The 15,209-nt window shown below is 71.5% G+C and carries 12 protein-coding genes and 1 pseudogene; 5 read left to right on the top strand and 8 right to left on the bottom strand.

From position 1 onward, the window contains the following. The first annotated feature begins 93 nt into the window (after positions 1-93). From ACFWGJ_RS19920 to ACFWGJ_RS19905, 4 genes are all read left to right on the top strand, one after another. Positions 94-315, top strand: coding sequence for a hypothetical protein (locus ACFWGJ_RS19920; protein ID WP_387326118.1), 222 nt, complete (start codon positions 94-96; stop codon positions 313-315). Positions 316-371: 56 nt separating this feature from the next. Continuing rightward, on the top strand, positions 372-1,307 hold the full coding sequence (hemC, locus tag ACFWGJ_RS19915; RefSeq protein ID WP_387326115.1) for a hydroxymethylbilane synthase: 936 nt from the start codon (positions 372-374) through the stop codon (positions 1,305-1,307). 334 nt (positions 1,308-1,641) lie between these two features. After that, on the top strand, positions 1,642-2,211 hold the full coding sequence (locus ACFWGJ_RS19910) for a TetR/AcrR family transcriptional regulator (RefSeq protein WP_387326113.1): 570 nt from the start codon (positions 1,642-1,644) through the stop codon (positions 2,209-2,211). Between the two features lie 40 nt (positions 2,212-2,251). Continuing rightward, complete coding sequence (locus ACFWGJ_RS19905; protein ID WP_387326111.1) at positions 2,252-3,490, top strand: GDSL-type esterase/lipase family protein; 1,239 nt, start codon at positions 2,252-2,254, stop codon at positions 3,488-3,490. Between the two features lie 155 nt (positions 3,491-3,645). Here ACFWGJ_RS19905 and ACFWGJ_RS19900 read toward each other — a convergent pair. From ACFWGJ_RS19900 to ACFWGJ_RS19880, 5 genes and pseudogenes are all read right to left on the bottom strand, one after another. After that, positions 3,646-4,056: pseudogene (locus ACFWGJ_RS19900) on the bottom strand (ATP-binding protein); the annotation flags it as partial. A 120-nt stretch (positions 4,057-4,176) separates the two neighbouring features. After that, positions 4,177-4,839: a YceI family protein gene (locus tag ACFWGJ_RS19895; protein WP_387326108.1), complete on the bottom strand. Its 663-nt coding sequence runs from the start codon at positions 4,837-4,839 to the stop codon at positions 4,177-4,179. A 232-nt stretch (positions 4,840-5,071) separates the two neighbouring features. Beyond that, positions 5,072-6,628 (bottom strand): hypothetical protein, encoded by a 1,557-nt coding sequence (locus ACFWGJ_RS19890; RefSeq protein WP_387326105.1) that lies wholly within the window; start codon positions 6,626-6,628, stop codon positions 5,072-5,074. A gap of 91 nt (positions 6,629-6,719) precedes the next feature. Further along, a complete protein-coding gene (locus ACFWGJ_RS19885) occupies positions 6,720-8,420 on the bottom strand; it encodes a hypothetical protein (protein ID WP_387326102.1) in 1,701 nt (566 codons plus the stop codon). 211 nt (positions 8,421-8,631) lie between these two features. Beyond that, positions 8,632-8,949: a hypothetical protein gene (locus ACFWGJ_RS19880; RefSeq protein ID WP_387326100.1), complete on the bottom strand. Its 318-nt coding sequence runs from the start codon at positions 8,947-8,949 to the stop codon at positions 8,632-8,634. A gap of 463 nt (positions 8,950-9,412) precedes the next feature. Between ACFWGJ_RS19880 and ACFWGJ_RS19875 the strand changes: the two genes are divergently transcribed. Next, a complete protein-coding gene (locus tag ACFWGJ_RS19875; protein ID WP_387326097.1) occupies positions 9,413-11,971 on the top strand; it encodes a SpoIIE family protein phosphatase in 2,559 nt (852 codons plus the stop codon). An 89-nt stretch (positions 11,972-12,060) separates the two neighbouring features. On the opposite strand, the gene ACFWGJ_RS19870 is transcribed toward ACFWGJ_RS19875, so the two are convergent. From ACFWGJ_RS19870 to ACFWGJ_RS19860, 3 genes are all read right to left on the bottom strand, one after another. Next, the gene (locus tag ACFWGJ_RS19870; protein ID WP_387326094.1) at positions 12,061-12,831 is read right to left on the bottom strand and encodes a YqjF family protein; all 771 of its coding nucleotides are present in this window, start codon (positions 12,829-12,831) and stop codon (positions 12,061-12,063) included. Positions 12,832-12,914: 83 nt separating this feature from the next. Continuing rightward, the gene (locus tag ACFWGJ_RS19865; RefSeq protein WP_384802846.1) at positions 12,915-13,346 is read right to left on the bottom strand and encodes a hypothetical protein; all 432 of its coding nucleotides are present in this window, start codon (positions 13,344-13,346) and stop codon (positions 12,915-12,917) included. 118 nt (positions 13,347-13,464) lie between these two features. Further along, positions 13,465-14,994, bottom strand: coding sequence for a DEAD/DEAH box helicase (locus tag ACFWGJ_RS19860; RefSeq protein ID WP_387326091.1), 1,530 nt, complete (start codon positions 14,992-14,994; stop codon positions 13,465-13,467). Positions 14,995-15,209: the final 215 nt, after the last annotated feature.

Genomic DNA, 15,209 nt, shown 5'->3' with positions numbered 1-15,209 from the left:
GTCCCGGCCACCCCTGCCCGGTGTGCCGCCCGGTGTGATGTTCGGCCTGATGCCCCTTCCGGTGGATCCGGCACCCGCGGGTACGCTGCCTGCATGACGCAGGAGCGGTCTCCGCAAACCGGGTCCAGTGACGCCGTCACGGCCTCCTCGCCCGGCGCGGAGATCACCACGACGGACTGCCGCCAGTGCGGCGCCCAGGTGAGCGGGCTCAACAACCGGTACGCGTGCTCGTACTGCGGCTGGGTCAACCACTGGGCGGAGGGCTCCCGGACCCTGCCGACGGCCGAGGACGACCCGGACCACCCCGGCCGCTGAGATCCCTTGCGGGCCAGGCGCAGTTCGCGTGTGCCGCACGGTCTATCGTGGGGCGTATGCACGCTCCCGAGCTGATCCGCATCGTCTCCCGCGACTCGCCCATGGCCCTGGCCCAGGTGGCGCGTGTACGGGCCGAACTGGCCGTGCTCCATCCCGGAACGCGTACCGAGGTCGTCCCCGTGAAGACGACCGGCGACAAGTGGATGGGCGACCTCTCCCAGGTCGAGGGCAAGGGAGCCTTCACCAAGGAGGTCGACGCCGCGCTGCTGGCCGGCGAGGCCGATCTGGCGGTGCACTGCGTCAAGGACGTACCCGCCGACCGGCCGCTTCCCGCGGGCACGATGTTCGCCGCGTTCCTCAAGCGCGACGACATCCGGGACGCGCTCATCCACCCGGGCGGGCTCACCCTCGACGAGCTGCCGCCCGGCACCCGGATCGGGACCTCCTCCGTGCGCCGTGTCGCGCAGCTGGCCGCCTCCCGGCCGCATCTGCAGTGCGTGCCGTTCCGCGGCAACGCGAACCGGCGTCTGGCCAAGCTCGCCGCCGGTGAGGCGGACGCGCTGCTGCTCGCCGTCTCCGGCCTTGAGCGCATCGAACGCACGGATGTGATCACCGAGATCCTCTCCCCCGAGACGATGATGCCGCCGATCGGCGCGGGCATCCTGGCCCTGCAGTGCCGTGAGGGCGACACCACGGTCATCGACGCCGTCAGCGGGCTGGGCGACCCGGCCACCCATCGCGAGGCCACCGCGGAACGCATGTTCCTGCACGTCCTCCAGGGCCACTGCAACTCGCCGATCGCGGGTTACGCGACGGCCGAGCCACGCGGTGAACTGTCCCTGCGCGCCTGCGTGTTCACCCCCGACGGCAAGACCCAGCTCAACGCCCACGAGTGGGCGGGCCGCCTGGACCCCGCCACCCTGGGCACATCGGTGGCGGTAGCCCTCCTACGCCAGGGCGCCCGAGACCTGATCGACACGATCCCCCACTGACACACCCCGGGCCCCGGAAAGGGGCGCGGGGAACGGCGCAGTCTTTGGCTTGTAGGGGCGCGGGGAACGGCGCGGTCTTTCACTTCCGGGGGCGCGGGGAACGGCGCAAACTTTCGGCTTTGCGGAGCACGGGCCCCGCACGCCCAGCCCCACCGACCGTCTCAGGGGCGCGGGGAACGGCGCAATCTTTCAGGGGCGCGGGGAACGGCGCGGCCAGCCCCCACCGACCCGCACCCGAAACCCAGCCCCCGCCGGAGGCACCCTGTAGGGCATGCCCATTTGCCTAAACCCTTTAGGTAAATGCATAATCGAGCCCTACAGACGGGAGGCCCCCATGGCCCGCGCAGGCCTGACGACAAAGCGCCTCATCGAAGCAGGCGCAGACCTCGCAGACGAAGCCGGCTTCGACCAGGTCACCGTCTCCGCCCTGGCCAGACGCTTCGACGTGAAGGTCGCCAGCCTCTACTCGCACCTCAAGAACTCCCAGGACCTCAAAACCGGCATCGCCCTGCTCGCCCTGGAGGAACTGGCCGACCGAGGCGCCACGGCCCTCGCCGGACGCGCCGGCAAGGACGCCCTGATCGCCCTGGCGAACGTCTACCGCGACTACGCGGGAGAGCACCCCGGCCGCTACGCCGCCGCCCAGCTCAAGCTCACCCCCGAGGCGGCCGCCGCCAGCGCCGGCGGCAGGCACGCGCAGATGACCCGGGCCGTCCTGCGCGGCTACGACCTCACGGAACCGGACCAGACCCACGCGGTCCGCCTCCTCGGCAGCGTCTTCCACGGTTACGTCAGCCTGGAGCTGAGCGGCGGATTCAGTCACAGCGCCCCGGACTCCCAGGAGACCTGGACCAGCATCCTCGACGCCCTCGACGCCCTCCTGCGGAACTGGCCCGCCCAGTAGCCCCGCCCAGCAAGCCCCCCGAATCGACAAGGTCGAAGCCATGCCCAGCGAGAACACCTCAGCCACCACAGGCGACAGCGCGACCGGCAGCACAGCCGACTTGATCACCACGCCCATCACGGCGGACCTCCTGCGAGGCGCCCTCGACCTGGAGCGCACCGAGCACGGCGTACTGCCGCACCGGCTGCCCGCCTGGGTCCGCGCCCAGTACGCCGACGGCCAGCTGGCCATGGCCGAGTCCCAGCCGTCCGGCGTACGGCTCGCCTTCCGTACCCGGGCCACCACCGTCGAACTGGACACACTGCCCACCAAGCGGCTCTACACGGGTGCCCCGCCCCGCCCGGACGGCGTGTACGAACTGCTCGTCGACGGAGTGCCGGCCGGCCAGGGCAGTGTGCCGGACGGCAACACCCTGACCATCGACATGGCCACGGGGAGCGCCGAACTGCGGACCGGCCCGGTGGGCACCGTCCGTTTCACCGGCCTGCCCGAGGGCGACGGCGGCGACGGCAAGGACGTGGAGATCTGGCTGCCGCACAACGAGACCACCGAGCTGGTCGCCCTGCGCACCGACGCCCCCGTCGAGCCCGCGACCGACCCGGGACGCAGGGTGTGGCTGCATCACGGCAGCTCCATCAGCCATGGTTCCGACGCCGCCGGGCCGACCGGCATCTGGCCCGCCCTGGCCGCCTCCCTCGGAGGCGTGGAGCTGATCAACCTGGGCCTCGGCGGCAGCGCGATGCTCGACCCGTTCACCGCTCGCACCCTGCGGGACACCCCCGCCGATCTGATCAGCGTCAAGATCGGCATCAACGTGGTGAACGCCGACGCGATGCGCCTGCGCGCTTTCACCCCGGCCGTCCACGGTTTCCTCGACACCATTCGCGAAGGCCACCCGGACACCCCGCTGTTGGTCGTCTCACCGATCCTGTGCCCGATCCACGAGGACACGCCGGGCCCGAGTGCGCCGGACCTGGAGCACATGAGCGAGGGCCGGTTGAAGTTCGCGGCCATGGGCGATCCGGCGGAGACGGCTGCCGGGAAACTGACGCTGCGCGTCATCCGGGACGAGCTGGCCCGGATCGTGGCCCAGCGGTCGAAGGAGGACCCGAACCTCCACCACCTCGACGGGCTCCGCCTCTACGGGGAGGCCGACTTCGCCGAACTGCCGCTGCCCGACGAGCTCCACCCGGACGCGGCGACCCACCGCCGTATCGGCGAACGCTTCGCGGAACAGGTCTTCACCGCAGGGGGCGCCTTCGCGCCCCGCGAAGCCTGACAGCGGACAAGGGACGACGGCCGCCGAACGGACCTCGGCGGCCCTCAGTGCCCCTCTCGCACACGGCCGTCCCGAGCGCCGTCACTCCGAGCGCCGTCACCCCGGGCGCCGTCGCTCCGCGAACCGCCGCCCCCCGCACGGTCACCCCACAGATGCTCGTCCCCCGCGTCGGCGCCGCCCGGGCGGAAGCAGGCCGTCACGACCTTGCCGTGGCGCTGGCAGCGCATCTCCCACTCGTCGGCGAGCATCCGTACGATCCCCACCCCGCGGCCGGACACCTCGCCGGCCGCGGGGTCGCGCGGACGCGGCAGCGTCGGGTCCTCGTCGTGGACGCTCACGTGGAGGCAGTCGCCGTCCCAGGTGAGTACCAGATGCGCGTCACTGTGCGCGTGGATGTGGGCGTTGGTGAGCAGCTCGGAGACAGTCAGCACGACGGCGTCCACCGTGTCCGGCTCGTCCGCGGTCCACGGCAGGGACTCCAGATGCTCGCGTGTCCACTCCCGTCCGGCGCGCACACCGCCCGACACCGGAAACGAATGCGCCCAGCCCATTGCCTTGACCCCCACCGGATCACTCCCGTTCCTGCGGTCCGTACCTGCATGTCCACGAACCAGGTACCCGGCAGACGCGCTCCCAGGCATCAGGCGTCAGGCATCGGGGAGCCGCGCGAGGGTGTCCCCCGGTGTTCAGCCGGGCTGCGGGGTGGTGCGGATGGCCGCGATGTCCAGCTGGAGGCGGACCTTGTCGCTCACCATGGCGCCGCCCTCGGCCAGCCTGGTGTTGTAGGTCAGGCCCCACTCGGAGCGGTTGATGGTGGTGGTGCCGTCGAAGCCGACGCGCTCGTAGCCGAACGGGTCGGTGACGTAGCCGATGTAGGTGAGTTCGAGGACGACGGGACGCGTCCTGTCCTTGATGGTGAGGTCGCCGGTCATCCGGTAGACGTCCGGGGCCGCCAGTTTCACGGCGGTGCTGAGGAAACGCATGTGCGGATAGGTGCCGGAGTCCAGGAAGTCACGGCCGGACACATGGCTGTCGCGCTGGTCCACGCCCGTGTCGACGCTGGCGGTGGACAGGATGATCTCGGCCCCCGAGCGGGACGGGTCGCGGCCGTCGAAGAAGAGGCGGCTCTGGTAGTCCGTGAAGGCACCCCGCACGGTCGTGACCATGGCGTGCCGGACGGAGAAGCCGATCCGGCTGTGCGCGGGGTCAATGACCCAGTTCCCGGTGAGGGTTCTCAGGTCGGGTTCCGACGGGCCGCTCCGGGGGAAATCGGGTGGCCCGTCGGGTCGTTGCGGTTCGACGAGTGTGGCCGAGCGACGCGGAGAGGCACCTCGATTAAAAAGATTCATGACTCACCTAGCTATTACGCCATAGATATATCTGCAAGCCAAACCAAGATCCATGAGTTTACCGGATTCGTACCCGCCGACCGGCCGCGCATCCCCGCCCGGCCAATAGGTCACAGAATCCACACACCCGTCACCGGCCTCGCAGAAGGCACTGAGTGCCTGGCCTGCACAGATCCGGCACGGGATCAGCGCAATTCCGACGCCCGGCGCACATCGCCCTTTTGCCGGCGGTTCAGTAGCCGTACTTCGTCGTATACGCGCATTCGGTGTAGATATAGCCGGACGACAGTTTGGCGGTGTCCGAGGCCGGAGAGTTTCCGAGACCGCTCTTGGCTTTGTGCACGAAGTACGTCGTGCCGACGGGCAGCCGGATGGTCCGCTGCGGGTAGTTCTTGCCGCTGTCGCTGCACGGCTCGAAGCCCAGCGTGATCGTGCTGGCCAGGGAGTAGGAGGTGCACTTCCCACAGGCCTTGAGGGTGAAGCTGCCCGTCACCGGGCCCGTGTACAGCACGGTGATGTCGTCGGGGCTGTCGTTCTTGACGGTGACGGAGATGCTGCCGCCGGACGCCGTGGTGGGCAGGCGCTTGCCCGCGGCGGGCACCGTCTGGGCGACCTCGGCGGCAATGACGATCTTCTTGGCGCGGGCGACGTTCTTGTGCGTCCCGGCGTTCTTGACGAAGTCGTTCATGGTGGTGACGGCCTCGGCGAAACTGCCGTCCTTGTACTGGTCCACTCCGCAGTCGTACGTACCCGACTCCGCGTTCTTCTCCGCGCGGTCGGCGTTCTCGGTGAGGGCCTGGCCCTGTCCGGCGTCCTCTCCCGGCAGTCCGACGATCTGGGAGTTGAGGGATTCGAGGCGTTCGACGGCCTTGCAGGGGTCGTCTCCGCGTACGTCCTTCACGGCCTTGTCGACGGCCGCCTCGACCGAGGAGTTCACCTTCGCGCTCTGTTCGGACTTCGGGAAGGTGCGGAGCAGCTCGCCGTAGTGCGTCGCCCAGTCCGCGGATCCACCGGACAGCGACTGCGTGCCGCATTCGTAGAGCGAGGTGGCCAGCCGGCCGTCGGGCCAGGTGGCCAGCGTGCCGAGTTCCTTCTCGTCCATGGTGCGCGGGATCGTGCGCAGGTATTTCAGGGGCGCCACCGCGGTGCAGTAGTTCTTGTCCTCGTAGGCGGAGGCGACGGTGGTGTAGTAGGTCCTGAGCCGGTCGGGGACCCGCTCGGCCGCACGGGATCCGGGGTGATCGCTGCGCAGACCGCTGTAGACGGTCAGGGCCCTGCGGTAGTCGGACTCCGCGTTCTGGAACTGCTGCCTCCCGGCCGTCCGGACCAGTTTGTCGGCGCGCTCCAGCCGGTCCAGGAGCATTTGCTCGGTGGCCTCGTCGCGTGCGCCGCCGTACAGGGCGACACCTCCGGCGGGCACGGCGAGGAGCACGATGCCGAGGACGACGGCGATCCAGGCCGCCGGCGGCCACATCAGCCGGGTCCGCAGCCCCACGACCGCGCCGTGGACGGCCGCGAGCGCGAGGACGGCCAGGTACGCGACGAGGGCACCGCCGGGCACACCGTCCGGGTCCGCGGGCAGTGCCACCAGGAGCAGGAGGGCGGTCGCGACCCAGCAGGCGGCCGTCAGCCACCAGCGGCGCACCAGCGCGTATCCGAGGCCCAGTCCGCTGAGGTTCAGGAGCGCCACTCCGGCGGCTCTCCAGCCGTCCGCGGGTGCGGGCGGTGGCGCGGTCGGCATCGGTGGTACGACGAATCCGTCGCTGAAGTCATCGCGCTGCCAGGACATGACGGTTCCCCCGGTCGATCACGTCCGAAGTTCTATGACTTGTCAGCGTACGGTCAGCCATGAGACGGCGACAAGAGGGAACGACGGACCGTCAGCAACAACCCGCGCCAGGGGCCTCGTTGACGGGTTCCGCGGCCCCCGGGGGCGCGTCGGCGGCGAGGCGGCAGAAGCAGGACGCCTTCACCGGTACGTCCGCCACGGCCGCGGCGATCTTCAGTTGCTGGGCCACGATCCGCGCCTCCCCCGCCCTGCCCAGCCGGACGAGGCACTCGTGGAACCCGTGCAGCGCCCAGACGTTGCCGGGGTGGTGCTGCGCGCGGGGAAGGGTGTCGTCGAGCCCCAGGTCGGCCCGGTACACCGCTTCCGCCTCGGCGACGCGCCCCTGTTCGAGGAGCAGGGCGCCGTACGCGTGCCGGGTCGGCTGCATCCACCCCCAGGGCTCGTCGTACGGAAGGCCGTCGTCCAGCTCGATCGACCGCTCCAGGGCGGCGAAGGCGGCCTCGACGTTCCCCTTGCGGTACTCCAGTTCACCGTCGAGCATCGCCGACGCGACCGCGAGGATGTCGGCGCAGGTGTTGTTGAACAGCATCCGGGTCTGCGGAACCCGTACGACCGCTGCCCCGAACAGCGCGCGCTCGCTCTCCGCCTCGGCGATCCTGCCGGTGGCCGAGTACGCGACCCCGCGGGCGTAGTGCAGCATCGCGGTCGTCACGCAGTACAGCCGCGGATCGGCGGGCAGCGGCAGGTCCAGGATGTCGGCCCAGCGGCCGAACCGGATCAGGACGTGGACCCGCATGGCGAGGAAGCCCTCCAGCCAGTCCGCCATGGGCGGGCTCTGCACCCGCAGCAGCTCTTCCGGGACGGAGGCTTCGAGCTGGGCGGCGGTCTCCAGGGCGGTCCGCGACTGCCCGAGGAACATCGCCCCGTAGATCCTGAAGTGGTAGTTGTGCGAGCGGTACAGCGTGTAGAAGTTCATCGCCCCGGAGCGTGCGAGGTACTTCTCGTCGGCGGCGATCGCCGTGCCGTTGTCGGCCACCACGCGCCGGTAGTCGCCGCAGAGCACGTCCAGGTGGGTGGGCATGTGCTGGAGGTGGCCCGCGTCGGGCACCAGACCGCGCAGCCGGTCGGCGGCGGGCAGGGCGGTCTCGGGGGCCGAGGACATCTCCATGAGGTGGATGTACAGGTGCAGCAGCCCCGGGTGCCGTACCCCGGCGTCGGTGGCGAGCGCCCGCTCCAGCACCTCCTTGGCCGCCGCCGCGCGCGAACCGTCGGCCGGCTCGCCCGTGCGCAGGTCCCACAGCTGCCAGGGGGTGAGGTTCATCAGCGCGTCGGCGTAGAGCGTGGCCACGTCCAGGTCGTCCGGGGCGAGGGCGTACACGGCGCGCATGCTGTCCGCGTACGGCTCGTTCCACACCGAGCAGTCCTCGACGGCCTTGGCCTGCGGATAGCGGGCGCGCAGCGCGCCGATCAGGGCCTGTTCGACGGGGGTGGCACCGGCCGCCTTCTCCTGGGCCAGCTCCACGGCGGCGTGCGTGCGGTCGACGGTACGGACCAGGTCCTCGCCGTCGAAGAACTCCCAGGGTTTGTTGTAGTTCGGGCCGAGGGCGTAGGCGATGCCCCAGTACGCCATGGCGCAGCCGGGGTCCGCCGCCGCGGCGGCCTCGAAGCAGGCGACGGCCTCCTCGTGGTGGAAGGCGTACGACCAGACCAGCCCGCGGTCGAACCACAGCTGGGCCTGGGAGGACGCCGTGGTCACCGCCCGGCCGTGCGTACCGAGGTCGTAGTAGTCCATCCGCAACTCCCGCGCGTGCACGGCCGAAGCCCCCGAAGTGTGTTCCTCCGAGCCTAGAGGTGATGCGCGCGGATTTGTCCCGCTTCCCGATGAGTGCCGCGGACGGTCCGTCCCCCGGTCGTGCCGGGGACGGACCGGAACCGGCCCGCCCTCAAGACGTGCGGTCTCAGAAGTCGCGGTCCCAGGACGCGCGGTCTCTCGACTCGCGCCCTCAGAACTCGCGGTCGATGCCGGTCACGAAGGCCGGGCCCAGCGGGGCGTCCTTCTCGGGGAAGCCGCTGTCGCGCAGGGCCCGCGAGATCAGCCGGACCGCTTCGGCCTCGGCGCTCGCCTGGTCCGACGCCTCGACCTCGATCCGGGCGGAGAACATCCCGCCCTCCTCGACCGTCAGCAGGCTCAGCTCCTCACTCTCCCCCAGGTCCGTGTTCTTGGGATCCCGGGGGCGGAGCCTGCGCTCGATGTCGGAGCGCGCGGCGTCCTCGACGCCGTTGACGAACGTGCCGGGGACGGTGATGACGTACGTGGTCATGGGACTCCTCACGAGGCTGCGCCGGGTCGTCGAGTACAGGTACGGGCCGCGGGTGAAGGGCCGCACGGGCCATGGCCGGCGGTTGTCCTGATCCCATGCAGTCGCTCCCTCGACCGGATCGGCTCCGGGATCTGCTCCGCGAGCTGTTCCGGTCCTCCTCTCCCGGCTCGTATGTGATCCACGTTCCACGTTCCCCTCCTTCGGCGGGAAATGCGGGCTGTCGCGCCCGGTGGGCGGATCAGGCACCCGACCAGCCTCTTCTCCCCGTACTTCGTGCCGCTCGGTCCCCTGAGCCGGTGAATCGGGGAACAGCAGTCCCCACCGGACGCCCACGGTTCGCGTACACCCCGGTAGCCTCATCGAATTCACACGCGCAGTGCCTCTCCCGGGTGCAGGCGGGGGGCCTCGTGGCGCATTCTTGCTGTGTCAGCCACCCGGGCGGCGCACGGACGAGGTGGGGCCGATGACTGGGAGAGCCGAGCACGGGACCCGGACCCCCGGACGCCTCGACCCGCTGCTCACCAAGACCACCACGGAGGCGATCAGCGCGGCCGGCGGCTTCGCGGGCGGGGTGTACCTGCGCTCCGGCACACCGGGGCTGCTGCGGCTCGCCGTGCTCTCCGGGCTGCCGGGTCCGCTGTTCCGCCCCTGGTGGCGGCTGCACGTGGACCGTCGGTTCCCCGTGGCGGACGCCTTCCGGCTGGGCGTCCAGGTGGTGCTCCCGGACGCGACAGAAACGATGCGCCGCTATCCCCAGTTCGCGGCGAGCCTGCCGTTCCAGTTCGGCTCCCTGTACGTGCCGGTCGTGGGCGGGCCGACGACGTACGGCGTCCTGACCATCCTGCGGCCCTCGGCCTCGGACGCCACCGAGGTCCTGCCCGACCGTGACCGTATGGCGCAGCTGGCTGAGGACCTGGGTCAGGCCCTGTGGAAGCTGGAGGAGGACGGCGAGCCCCACATCGCCTGGGACGGCGAGCCGCTCTGCGTACGGCCGCCGGCCACGCATCCGCCCGCCGGGCGCATCGGACGGTTCACCTGGGATCCGGCGTCCGACGTGGTGACCGCGGACAGCCGGCTGCACGCCCTGCTCGGTGTGGCGCCGGGCAGATGCACGGACACCCCGCAGGCGCTCGCGGACGCCGTGGCCGCCGCCGACTCCCATCAGATCCTGACGGCCTTGACGGAGACCGCCGCGGGCAGACCGCCGCCCCTCCCCCTGCCGGTGCACGCGTCCGACGGGAGCCTGCGGCTGCTGGAGCTGTGGAACCCGGAGGACACGGCCGTGTCGCCCGGGCCGTGCGCGGTCCGCGGCCTCGTCCTCGACCCGGACATCGGATCGGCGGCGGACGGCGCGGCCGACCTGCTTCCCGAGGGGGTCTTCTGCCTCGACCGCCTGGGGCTCATCGTCTACGCGAACGAGCAGGCCGCCCGGCTCCTGGGCCGCCCGCGGACACGGCTCCTGGGCCGTCCCCTGGGCGAGGAGGTGCCGTGGCTGGAGCGCTCCGCCTACGAGGACCATCTGCGCGAGGCCCTGCTGTCGCTGGAGCCGGTGCACTTCCACGTCGTACGTCCCCTGCGGTACGGCGAGGACGCTCCCCCGGAGTTCCACGGGGGCGGTGACTGGCTGGCGGTCTCCGTCTACCCCGGACCCGACATCCTGACCTGCACCGTCGTGCCCGCCAACCGGGTGGCCGACCCGGCTCCCGGCCTCGCGCCCCCGCCCGAGGGGCCCTCGGCGGACGGTGTGCCCCGGCCCGACGGGGCCGCCGCCAAGGTCACCTCCATGGCACCGCTGTACCGGCCGATCGTCCTCGCGATCGCGCTGACCGAGGCGGTCACCGCACGCCAGGTGTCCGCGGTCGTCATGCAGGAACTGCTGCCCGCCTTCGGGGGCGGCCGGCTCGCCATCTATCTGCTCCAGGACCGGCACCTCTACCTGGCCTGGGAGACGGGCTTCCCCCAGGGGTTCCTCGCGCCGTTCGAAGGCGTCGGCCTCGACGCGCGGCTGCCGGGCGTGGAGACCCTCACCAGTGGCCGCCCGCTGTTCTTCGAGTCGATGCAGCAGCTCGCGACCGCCTACCCGGGCGTCCCCCTCGACGCGACCGAGGGCTCCCGCGCCTTCCTGCCCCTGATCGCCTCCGGGCGTCCGGTCGGCTCCTGCATCCTGGGCTTCGACCGCCCCCGGGGCTTCAGCACCGAGGAGCGCACGGTGCTGACGGCCCTCGCCGGGCTGATCGCGCACGCCATGGAGAAGGCCCAGCGGTACGACACCGAGGCCGCCCTCGCCCGAGGACTGCAGCAGGCCCTCCTCCCCCGACGCCTCTCCGCCCACCCGCGGGTGGAGACCGTCGGGCGCTATCTGCCGGGCACGCGGGGGATGGAGGTGGGAGGCGACTGGTACGACGTCGTCGAGTCGGGCGACGGGCTCGCGCTGGTCATCGGGGACGTCCAGGGGCACGGCGTCCAGGCCGCCGCCACGATGGGCCAACTGCGCAGCGCCGTCCGGGCCTTCGCGCTGGGCGACCGGCCGCCGGACGAGGTGATGAGCGGCACCAACCATCTGCTGATCGACCTCGATCCCGGGCTGTTCGCCAGCTGCTGCTACCTCCGTCTCGATCCGCTCACCGGTCAGGCCCGGATCGCCAGGGCCGGTCATCCGCCGCCGATCCTGCGCTTCCCGGACGGCCGCACCCACGTCCTGGAGATCCCCGGCGGTGTCGTGCTCGGGGTCGATCCGAGCGCCCAGTACCCGGTGACGGAACTGCAGCTGGAGCCCGGCGCCATCCTCGCCCTCTACACGGACGGCCTGGTCGAGACGCCAGGCGTCGACATCGACGAGGGGATCACCGCGCTGCGCGTCGCCCTGGCCCGGGCGGGCTCCCCCGCCGGCCGCCCGGGCGGCCGGTCGCTCGCGGGGGTCGCCGACCGGCTCACCGCGAAGGCCCGCCACGTGGCCAACCGCCCGGACGACATAGCGCTCCTGCTAGCCACCCGCCGCCCGAAGCCCGACCGCAACCGCTGACCTCGGACCTCTGACCTCTCGAACGCCACCGCTGACCGTCCGACCGCCCCGTCGCTGACCGCGCGGTCACCGGCGCCGGGACCCGGGCCTCATCGGCGCGGCGGGCCCGTCGTCGCGCGGCCGAGACGCACGGGGACTCCCGGTGAGTACAGCACGCTCACCGGGTCCCCGGTCGGCGCGGGCAGACCGGCCGAGGCGACCAGGTTCTCCTCGCACTCGACCAGCGTCGCGCGGTGCAGCGGCCAGCGCGGATGGTCGTTCGGCAGGAACCCGGCGTCGCCGGAGAACGGCTTGTGCATGCCCCACCGGGCGGTCAGGAAGTGTTCGAGGCCGGTCGGCTCCGCGATCCGCTCCCCCGGCCTGACGACCAGGCGGCTGTACGCGTCCCGTGGGCCCGGCAGGCGCCGCGCGCTGGTGTAGCCGACCGTGTCCCGGCCGGTCCGTACGGACATGCGGGACCACACGTACGGCAGGCGGAATCCGAGGCGGCCCAGGAGCACGGGGACGAGCCGGGAGGCGTCCATGGACCGGAAGACCACGCCGCGCCGCCCGTAGGCGTCGACCGAGTACAGCCGCACGTTGGTCTCCGGGAACGAGCCGAAGTACGGCACGCCGGGCAGCCCCAGCCAGCCCACCCGGTGCATCCGGAAGGCGACCAGGCCGACGTAGGTGACGCCGTCGAAGGTGTCGGGGACGGTTCCCGCCGGCAGCAGCCCCGCCACGGCCGCCGGGTCCGCGGCCCAGTGCACGAAGGTCAGGTCCAGCCACTGCTGGGTGAGCAGGGGGCGGCGCAGGACGACCGGGGCGTCGGGCGTGATGGGTTCCGGCGCGGACGAGGTGATCGACACGGGCGTCAGCATCGCAGGACCCTGGCCCGGGCAGGGCGGGAACCCGTGCCGTGTGACGCGTCTGGCACGGGAGGGCGAGGCGGAGGAGGGCCGGGTCAGACGTCGGTGGGCAGACCGCTGACCTCGGCGATGCCGCGCAGTTCCTCGTCCTGTCGCTGGCGCTCACCGATGAAGTCGGCGATCTCCTGGCACCGGGCGGGATCGGCGGCGGTGCCCGAGTCCGTCACGACCCTGACGGGTCCGCCCTCCTCCGTCTCGATCTCGACGATCTGGTTGTCCATGCGCCCGGTGACGGCGACGGCCACGACGAGGGACGCCTCGTCACGGACCTCCTGCGAGACCTTGGAGCCCTCCTCGCCGTCGAGGCTCAGCTCGATGGGTCCGGCGCGTTGCTCCTGCATCGCTTCGAGGACGGGTTCGACCATGCGCAGCAGCATCGCGTAGTCCGTGGGGTTCATACGGACACGCAGCAGATCGAGGTAGAGGTCGACGGGGCGGCTTTCCGGCGGGAACTCTGATTCAGTCATGGGACTCGACTTCCCCAATGTGGGCAATGTGATCGCATCTGCGTCCAGAATGGTGGATCTCAGCGCTCACCGCCGCTCGAAACTCCCGCCCCTCGCACATACGTGCGTTTCAGCCGGTCTACGCGCCCCGGCGGATCCGGGCGGCCTTGCGGGCCTCCGCCGTCTGACGGGCCTCGGCCGTCCTGCGGGACTCACCGCCGGACCGGCCGGGGCGGGTGCCCATGCCGCGGAAGGGGGCGCCGCCGCGCGGAGGACGCTCCGCGGTCTGGCCGCTCCCGGCGACGGGGACGCCGGAGGGCTTCTGCGCGCCGGTGATGCGGCTCAGTTCGGCCTCTCCGGAGCGGACCTGGGTGACCTGGGGGCGGATACGGGCGTCGGACATCAGACGGGTCATCTCGCGGCGCTGGTTGGGCATGACCAGCGTGACGACGCTGCCGGACTCGCCCGCCCGGGCGGTACGGCCGCCGCGGTGCAGGTAGTCCTTGTGGTCGCCGGGCGGGTCGACGTTGACGACGAGGTCGAGATCGTCGACGTGGATGCCGCGGGCGGCGACGTTGGTCGCCACCAGCACGGTGACCGCGCCGCTCTTGAACTGGGCCAGGGTGCGGTTGCGCTGCGGCTGCGACTTGCCGCCGTGCAGGGCCGCGGCCTTCACCCCGCTGCCGAGCAGGTGCTTGGTGAACTGGTCGACGGCGTGCTTGGTGTCGAGGAACATCAGCACGCGTCCGTCGCGGGCGGCGATCTCCGTGGCGGTGGCGTACTTGTCGGCGCCGTGCACATACAGCACGTGGTGCTCCATCGTGGTGACGGCGCCGGCCGACGGGTCGACCGAGTGGACCACCGGGTCGTGGAGGTAGCCGCGGACCAGGAGGTCGATGTTGCGGTCCAGGGTGGCGGAGAAGAGCATCCGCTGGCCGTCGGGCTTGACGAGGTCGAGGAGGGTGGTGACCTGGGGCATGAAGCCCATGTCGGCCATCTGGTCCGCCTCGTCCAGGACCGTGATGCCGACCCGGTCCAGACGGCAGTCCTTGCGTTCGACGAGGTCCGTGAGACGGCCGGGGGTCGCGACGACGACCTCGGCGCCGGTGCGCAGCGCGCCGGCCTGCCGGCCGATCGACATACCGCCGACCACGGTGGCCATGCGCAGCTTCAGCGCCCGGGCGTACGGCGTGAGCGCGTCGGTGACCTGCTGGGCCAGCTCGCGGGTGGGGACGAGGACCAGGGCGAGCGGCTTCTTCGGCTCGGCGCGCCGGCCGGCCGTGCGGGCGAGGAGGGCCAGCCCGAAGGCGAGCGTCTTGCCCGAGCCGGTGCGGCCACGGCCCAGCACGTCGCGGCCCGCGAGGGAGTTGGGCAGGGTGGCGGCCTGGATCGGGAAGGGCTCCTCCACGCCGAGGCCGGTGAGGGTCTCCAGCAGCTCGGCGGGCAGGCCCAGTTCGGCGAAGGTCGACACCGCCGGGAGGGCGGGGGTGAGGGTGGTGGGCGCTGCGAACTCACCCTGGACGGGCGCGGGCCGCCGCCCGCTGCCGCCGGAGCGGCCGACGGGGCGCCCCTGGCCCTGCGAGCGGGACCGGCCGCCGCGGTCGGAGCCGCCGAAGCCGTCCTTCCGGTTGTTTGAGAAACGATCATTCGTACGAGCTGAGCGGTTCATGAAGAACCTTCCTCGATATGGCACGTATCGAGGAATTCTCGGCATGGTACGAGCCGAACGAATTGCAAGAACGAGCCGGATGCAAATAAAAGCGGGCCTGCCCAGCCGACTCGGCACACCGGGAAACGGTGTCGGGCGGCGGGAATCCCCGGAATGGAGACCGGGGCGGATGAAAGGGCCGGATCAGGGGTGCGGAGCACTCGTGCACCGGACCG

Origin of the sequence: Streptomyces sp. NPDC060205 (assembly GCF_042728395.1) — a bacterium.
In the GTDB taxonomy this organism is placed as follows: domain Bacteria; phylum Actinomycetota; class Actinomycetes; order Streptomycetales; family Streptomycetaceae; genus Streptomyces.
Note: the sequence above shows the minus strand (reverse complement) of the source record. Positions and strands in the feature narration are given on the sequence as shown.

Bases quoted from the DNA above. Each gene is read 5' to 3' on its own strand.
- hemC (WP_387326115.1), top strand. From the start codon at position 372: ATGCACGCTCCCGAGCTGATCCGCATCGTCTCCCGCGACTCGCCCATG.
- ACFWGJ_RS19910 (WP_387326113.1), top strand. From the start codon at position 1,642: ATGGCCCGCGCAGGCCTGACGACAAAGCGCCTCATCGAAGCAGGCGCA.
- ACFWGJ_RS19860 (WP_387326091.1), bottom strand. From the start codon at position 14,994: ATGAACCGCTCAGCTCGTACGAATGATCGTTTCTCAAACAACCGGAAG.
- ACFWGJ_RS19885 (WP_387326102.1), bottom strand. From the start codon at position 8,420: ATGGACTACTACGACCTCGGTACGCACGGCCGGGCGGTGACCACGGCG.
- ACFWGJ_RS19890 (WP_387326105.1), bottom strand. From the start codon at position 6,628: ATGTCCTGGCAGCGCGATGACTTCAGCGACGGATTCGTCGTACCACCG.
- ACFWGJ_RS19905 (WP_387326111.1), top strand. From the start codon at position 2,252: ATGCCCAGCGAGAACACCTCAGCCACCACAGGCGACAGCGCGACCGGC.
- ACFWGJ_RS19880 (WP_387326100.1), bottom strand. From the start codon at position 8,949: ATGACCACGTACGTCATCACCGTCCCCGGCACGTTCGTCAACGGCGTC.
- ACFWGJ_RS19865 (WP_384802846.1), bottom strand. From the start codon at position 13,346: ATGACTGAATCAGAGTTCCCGCCGGAAAGCCGCCCCGTCGACCTCTAC.
- ACFWGJ_RS19895 (WP_387326108.1), bottom strand. From the start codon at position 4,839: ATGAATCTTTTTAATCGAGGTGCCTCTCCGCGTCGCTCGGCCACACTC.
- ACFWGJ_RS19920 (WP_387326118.1), top strand. From the start codon at position 94: ATGACGCAGGAGCGGTCTCCGCAAACCGGGTCCAGTGACGCCGTCACG.
- ACFWGJ_RS19875 (WP_387326097.1), top strand. From the start codon at position 9,413: ATGACTGGGAGAGCCGAGCACGGGACCCGGACCCCCGGACGCCTCGAC.
- ACFWGJ_RS19870 (WP_387326094.1), bottom strand. From the start codon at position 12,831: ATGCTGACGCCCGTGTCGATCACCTCGTCCGCGCCGGAACCCATCACG.